The sequence below is a fragment of the Nocardia sp. SYP-A9097 genome (assembly GCF_009649815.1).
In the GTDB taxonomy this organism is placed as follows: domain Bacteria; phylum Actinomycetota; class Actinomycetes; order Mycobacteriales; family Mycobacteriaceae; genus Nocardia.
In genome coordinates this window covers 1-6,185 of sequence record NZ_WJIC01000065.1, presented here as the reverse complement: position 1 = coordinate 6,185, position 6,185 = coordinate 1, and the positions used below count along the sequence as shown (strand labels likewise).

Sequence of the window (6,185 nt, the reverse complement as noted above, 5' to 3'; positions counted from 1 at the left end):
ACCACCAAGATCCGCGAGTTCATCAACGGCTGGAACCCCCGCGCGAAACCGTTCGTCTGGACCAAGACCGCCGAGCAGATCCTCACCAAGGCCGACCGTCCAAAGACTTCAAATCCGACCCACTAGGATGCGCCACCTTGCCTGAATTGTCCGCTTCGGGTGGGTGGACTCTGACGGGACAGCGCGCATGTGGTTCGAACAGCCCCTGTCAATGTTGTTCGATCCCAGACGTGCTGTCCGATCCCAACGGGGGTGTCCGGTTCTCTGTCTTTTGGGCCTTTAGGCCCTTCTTGTCCAGGCGTCTTTTGTCTTTTCGGGTTCTGTCTTTGTTCTCTGGTCGTAAGAATGCGGCTCCCAATCGGGGCACATGCCCACTCCTCTAGGATCTATCGACTGTGACCAGGACCACCGACCCCGCTGACGCTGCACTACGCGTGCTCGCCGTAGATGACGAGAAGCCGGCTCTCGATGAGCTCGTCTATCTGCTGCGGGCGCAAGCAGGGGTCGGTGAGATTCACGCTGCGGGGGATGCGACGAGTGCTTTGCGGTTGTTACGGGCGCATGCGGTGGATGCGGTGTTCTTGGATATCAATATGCCTGGGTTGGATGGGCTGGAATTGGCGGGGATCCTCTCCGAATTCGCGCGGCCGCCCGCTGTCGTGTTCGTGACCGCGCATGATGATCGGGCGGTGGCGGCGTTCGATCTGGGGGCGGTGGATTATCTGCTCAAGCCATTGCGGGAGGCGCGGTTGGCGGAGGCGGTGCGGCGGATTGTCGCGGGGCGAGCGCAGCCGCAGGCGGTGGTGGATGTCGATCCGCACGAGGTTATTCCGGTGGAGTTGGGTGGGGCGACGACGCTGGTGAATCGGGCCTCGGTGAGTTGGGTCGAGGCGGACGGGGATTACTCGCGGCTGCATACCAATTCGGGCTCGCACCTGGTTCGGATTCCGCTGTCCGAACTGGAATCCCGTTGGGAGGAGGCGGGATTCGTGCGGGTGCATCGCTCGTATCTGGTGGCGTTGCGGCTGGTGACCGGATTGCGGACCGTTGGCACGGGGACCGTTGTCTGCCTGCGGGGTGAGGGAAGTGCTGCGGCGGTTGAGCTTCCGGTCAGTCGGCGTCAGGTGCGGGATTTGAAGCAGCGGCTGATTCATGCTCCTCGGCAGCATCGGACCGGGCGATGACGGGTTCGCAGCGGCCGGGGCGGGAGCGGGTGGTGTTGGCGGAGCGTCGGGGGGCTCGGCTGGTGCGGACTCGGGTGGAGGTGGCGGAGCAGACCGAGGTGGGGGCGGCCATGATCGGCGGGTTGATTCGGGCACAGTTCGGGTTGGCCGTGCGGGTGGGGCTGGTGGTGGTGGGCGCGCTCGGGGTGCTGCCGCTGTTGTTCGCGTTGGGGCCGTTGGGGTCTGCCGAGGTGTTCGGGGTGCGGGTGCCATGGGCGTTGTTGGGGGTGGCGGTGTATCCGGTGTTGTTCGTGGCGGGGTTGGTTTATGTGCGGTTGGCCGAGCGTAATGAGCAGGACTTCGGCGAATTGACCGGGGACTGAGGTGGATTCGCAGCCGGGATCGTGGATGACGGTGGTGGCCCTGCTGCTCGCGGCGTTCGCCAGTGTCGCGATCGGCAGTTATGGGGTGCGGTTGGCCCGTACTACCTCGGATTTTCTGGTGGCTTCGCGGTCGGTCGGGCCGCGCTGGAATGCGGCAGCGGTCTCCGGTGAATACCTCTCGGCTGCTTCATATCTGGGCGTGGCCGGACTCATCGCGAAATACGGTGCCGATGCGCTCTGGTATCCGGTCGGATTCACCGCCGGATATCTCGGCCTATTGCTCTTCGTGGCCGCGCCATTGCGTCGCTCGGGCGCGTACACCATGCCCGACTTCGTGGAGTTCCGGCTGGGCTCGCGCGGGGTGCGCAAGCTGACCGCCCTTGTCGTGGTGGTGATTTGCGGCGTGTACATGATTCCGCAGTTCCAGGGCGCCGGCCTCACGTTGCGGATTCTGCTCGGCGTCCCGAACTGGGTGGGCGTTGTCGCGGTGGGAGTCATAGTGATCGGCACGGTGGCGGGCGGCGGCATGCGCTCGATCACCTTCGTGCAGGCATTCCAGTACTGGCTCAAACTCACCGCCATCGCGATTCCGGCGCTGGTACTGCTCGCTTACTTCGTGCACCACGATTCAGATTCCGGCGCACCGCATCTGACGGCGGTCGCCGATGCCGACTGGCTGCTGCCGGGTCGTGGGCTCGGCGGGCCGCATCCGCTGTATCAGGTGTATTCGCTGATTATCGCGACCTTCCTGGGCACCATGGGGCTACCGCATGTGCTGGTGCGCTTCTACACCAACCCGGATGGCCGGAAGGCCCGCAGCACAGCGCTTTCCGTGATCGGCCTGGTCGGATTCTTCTACCTGTTCCCGGTGCTGATCGGCGTGCTGGCCCGGCTGTATGCCGCGCGGTTGCCGGACGAGCGGGCCTCGGACGCGGCGGTATTGCTGCTGCCAGGCTCGGTGCTGCCGGGGCTGCCGGGCCAACTGCTTGCCGCATTGGTCGCGGCGGGCGCGGTGGCCGCGTTCCTGTCCACCTCGTCGGGTCTGCTGGTCAGTATCGCGGGCGTGGTCGGCACCGATCTGCTGCGCGGCCGTATTCGCGACTTCCGGTTGGCGGCGATCGTCACCGGTACGGTACCGCTGCTGCTGGCCTTGACCGTTGTCTCCCTGGATCTTTCGCGCGCGGTGGGTCTGGCCTTCGCGGTGGCCGCCTCCACCCTCTGCCCGCTGTTGGTGCTCGGCATCTGGTGGCGTGGGCTGACCGCGACGGGTGCGGCCGTCGGCCTGATTGTCGGCGGCCTGCTCTCCGGCGCGGCTACCGCGGTGTCGATCTCGGGTGGCGTTTCGCAAACCCTCGCCGCTGGATGGCCTTCGGTGCTGCTCAGCTATCCGGCCGCTGTCAGTGTGCCGGTCGCCTTCGCGGCAATGATCCTGGTGAGCCGACTGACCCGCCGCCAATCCGCCCCGGAGATCGCGAATATCTTCGTCCGCATGCACGCCCCCGAACCCCTCGGTATGGGCGCGGATCGGGAGCGGGGCCTGCGCTCGGCGTAGGCGCCCCGACCGCTCATCGCGCGGAATCGACCGTTCACCGCAGAACCGGGCACCTTCGCCGAGTGACCCAGCCCACAGCATTCTGTGTACCCGCCGATGTCGTTAGCGTCGACGCGGTTAGCCACATCACACGCTAGGAATCCGATGAGCAGTACCGAATTCGGTCTCGGCGCGCCCCCGCGCACGGCGACCGCCGCGGAGTTCGTCGCCGCACAAGCCAGTCCGCAATTCCAGGAACTACGTAATCGGCTGCGCCGCTTCGTCTTTCCCATGACCGCGCTATTCCTGGCCTGGTATGTGGCGTACGTGCTGCTCGGCGCGTACGCACACGACTTCATGGCGCACAAGGTGATCGGCAATATCAATGTCGGATTGCTATTGGGTGCGGGGCAATTCGTCTCCACATTCGTGATCACCGCGCTGTATGTGCGCTTCGCCGGGCGCGAGCTCGATCCCCGGGCCGCCGCGCTGCGGGCCGAACTGGAAGGGGGCCGGGCGTGAGCGTCCTCGCCAGTGGCACCACGGTCGGTAATCCGATCGCCAATATCGCCATCTTCGCTATCTTCGTCGCGGTCACCATGGTGGTGGTTGTTCGTGCCAGCCGGAATACCTCCAGCGCCTCGGACTTCTTCACCGGTGGTCGCGGCTTCTCCGGACCGCAGAACGGCATTGCCATTGCGGGCGACTATCTTTCGGCCGCCAGCTTCCTCGGTATCGCGGGCGCTATCGCCGTCTACGGGTATGACGGCTTCCTGTACTCCATCGGCTTCCTGGTGGCGTGGCTGGTCGCGCTGCTGCTGGTCGCCGAAATGCTCAGGAACACCGGCAAATTCACCATGGCCGATGTGCTGAGCTTCCGGCTGAAGCAGGGGCCGGTGCGAACCGCCGCTGCGCTTTCGACGCTGACCGTCTCGCTGTTCTACCTGCTCGCGCAGATGGCGGGCGCGGGCGGCCTGGTGGCATTGCTACTCGATATCGACAGTCGCGCAGGGCAATCCGTTGTCATCGCGGTCGTAGGCCTGCTCATGATCGTGTACGTGCTCATCGGCGGTATGAAGGGCACCACCTGGGTGCAGATCATCAAGGCTGTGCTGCTGATCACCGGTGCCGCGTTCATGACCGTCATGGTGCTGGGAAAGTTCGGCTTCAATCTCTCCGAGATCCTCGGCTCCGCGCAGCAGCATGTCTCGGAATCCGCCAATAAGGCTGTGGCACACCGTGATGTGCTCGCCCCCGGCGCGCAGTACGGCGGCAGTGAGACCTCCAAGCTGAACTTCGTCTCGCTCGGCCTGGCACTGGTGCTGGGCACCGCCGGTCTGCCGCATGTGCTCATGCGCTTCTACACGGTGCCGACCGCCAAAGAGGCTCGGCGCTCGGTGGTTTGGGCGATCGGCCTGATCGGCGCGTTCTACGTCTTCACCCTGGTGCTCGGCTACGGTGCGGCGGCGATTGTCGGACCGGACAAGATTCTGGCCGCCGCCGGTGGCCAGAATTCGGCGGCCCCGCTGCTGGCCTTCGAACTCGGCGGCGTGGTGCTGCTCGGGATCATCTCCGCGGTGGCTTTCGCGACCATTCTGGCCGTGGTCGCGGGTCTGACCATCACCGCTTCGGCTTCCTTCGCGCATGACATCTATGCCGGAGTCATCAAGCGCGGCAAAGCAGGTGAAGCGGAACAGGTTCGAGTCTCCCGCATTACCGCGGTGGTGATCGGCCTGGTCGCCATCGGCCTCGGTATTCTCGCCAACGGGCAGAACATCGCGTTCCTGGTGGCTCTCGCATTCGCGGTCGCCGCCGCGGCGAATCTGCCGACCATCATCTACTCGCTGTTCTGGAAGCGCTTCAATACCACCGGCGCACTGTGCAGCATGTACGGCGGGCTGATCTCCACGATTGTGCTGATCGTCTTCTCCCCGGCCGTCTCCGGCGCGAAGACCGCCATGATCCCGAGCCGGGATTTCGCCTGGTTCCCGCTGTCCAATCCGGGCATCGTCTCCATCCCGCTGGCCTTCGTGCTCGGCATTGCCGGCACCTACCTGGGCCGCGATAACGAGGATCCCGCCAAGGCCGCCGAAATGGAGGTGCGCGCACTCACCGGCGTCGGCGCCGAGCAGGCCATCTCACACTGAAGTCCCTTACCGCCCAAGCCCTTTCGACTGGAGAGCATCGCAATGACAAGCACGATCGACCGCGACAACACCGACCGGCTGAGCTATCCGCCCAGCCGCGAATTCGCGGCGAACGCCAATGCCACTGCGTCCCTTTACGATCGGGCGGCGGCGGACCGGGAGGGCTTCTGGGCCGAACAGGCGCGGCGGCTGCACTGGGCGCAGCCGTGGACCCGCGTACTCGACTGGGACGAAGCTCCTTTCGCGAAGTGGTTCGTGGGCGGCAAGCTGAATGTCGCCTACAACTGCGTCGACCGGCACGTCCTGGCAGGCCACGGCGACCAGGTCGCCATTCATTGGGTCGGCGAACCGGGTGATAGCCGCGCCATTACCTACGCCGACCTGCTGGCCGAAGTCTCCAGAGCGGCAAATCAATTCACCGCTCTGGGGCTTCGCGCCGGTGACCGGGTCGCCATCTATATGCCGATGGTGCCCGAGGCGATCGTCACCATGCTGGCGTGCGCGCGACTCGGGCTGGTGCACTCGGTGGTGTTCGCCGGATTCTCGGCGGGTGCGCTGGGACAGCGGATCGAGGATGCGCGGGCGCGACTGGTGGTGACCACCGACGGGCAGTGGCGGCGGGGGAGTGCCGCGCCGCTGAAGGCAGCCTTGGACGAAGCGCTTGCGGGGCAGGCGGATTCGAGTGTCGAGCATGTGCTCGTGGTGAATCGCATGGGTATCGATACGGCTATGACGGAGGGGCGGGATCTCTGGTGGCATGAGACGGTCGCGAACGCGTCCCCGGAGCATGAGGCCGAAGCGTTCGATGCCGAGCATCCGCTGTTCATCCTGTACACCTCCGGGACCACGGGTAAGCCCAAGGGCATCCTGCACACCTCCGGTGGCTACCTGACGCAGACCTCGTACACCCACAATTACGTGTTCGATCACAAGCCGGGTGCCGATGTGTACTGGTGCACCG

6 protein-coding genes are annotated in these 6,185 nt (G+C 65.3%); all 6 read left to right on the top strand.

Going from position 1 to position 6,185, the window contains the following annotated elements; translation table 11 throughout:
* Positions 1 to 395: 395 nt before the first annotated feature.
* A complete protein-coding gene (locus tag GFY24_RS40690) occupies positions 396 to 1,184 on the top strand; it encodes a LytTR family DNA-binding domain-containing protein (protein WP_309231924.1) in 789 nt (262 codons plus the stop codon).
* Complete coding sequence (locus GFY24_RS40685; protein ID WP_153810448.1) at positions 1,181 to 1,546, top strand: hypothetical protein; 366 nt, start codon at positions 1,181 to 1,183, stop codon at positions 1,544 to 1,546. Before GFY24_RS40690 ends, GFY24_RS40685 begins: the two co-directional genes overlap by 4 nt.
* 25 nt (positions 1,547 to 1,571) lie before the next feature.
* Positions 1,572 to 3,098, top strand: a complete 1,527-nt coding sequence (locus GFY24_RS40680; protein ID WP_153810447.1) for a cation acetate symporter — start codon at positions 1,572 to 1,574, stop codon at positions 3,096 to 3,098.
* A 144-nt stretch (positions 3,099 to 3,242) separates the two neighbouring features.
* Positions 3,243 to 3,599 carry a DUF485 domain-containing protein gene (locus tag GFY24_RS40675; RefSeq protein ID WP_153810446.1) on the top strand — a complete coding sequence of 119 codons (357 nt, stop codon included), beginning with the start codon at positions 3,243 to 3,245 and terminating at the stop codon, positions 3,597 to 3,599.
* Positions 3,596 to 5,224, top strand: coding sequence for a cation acetate symporter (locus tag GFY24_RS40670; RefSeq protein WP_309231923.1), 1,629 nt, complete (start codon positions 3,596 to 3,598; stop codon positions 5,222 to 5,224). Before GFY24_RS40675 ends, GFY24_RS40670 begins: the two co-directional genes overlap by 4 nt.
* 42 nt (positions 5,225 to 5,266) lie before the next feature.
* The coding region (locus tag GFY24_RS40665; RefSeq protein ID WP_153810445.1) for an AMP-binding protein at positions 5,267 to 6,185 on the top strand (919 nt) is incomplete at its 3' end.

Bases quoted from the DNA above. Each gene is read 5' to 3' on its own strand.
- GFY24_RS40685 (WP_153810448.1), top strand. From the start codon at position 1,181: ATGACGGGTTCGCAGCGGCCGGGGCGGGAGCGGGTGGTGTTGGCGGAG.
- GFY24_RS40680 (WP_153810447.1), top strand. From the start codon at position 1,572: ATGACGGTGGTGGCCCTGCTGCTCGCGGCGTTCGCCAGTGTCGCGATC.
- GFY24_RS40675 (WP_153810446.1), top strand. From the start codon at position 3,243: ATGAGCAGTACCGAATTCGGTCTCGGCGCGCCCCCGCGCACGGCGACC.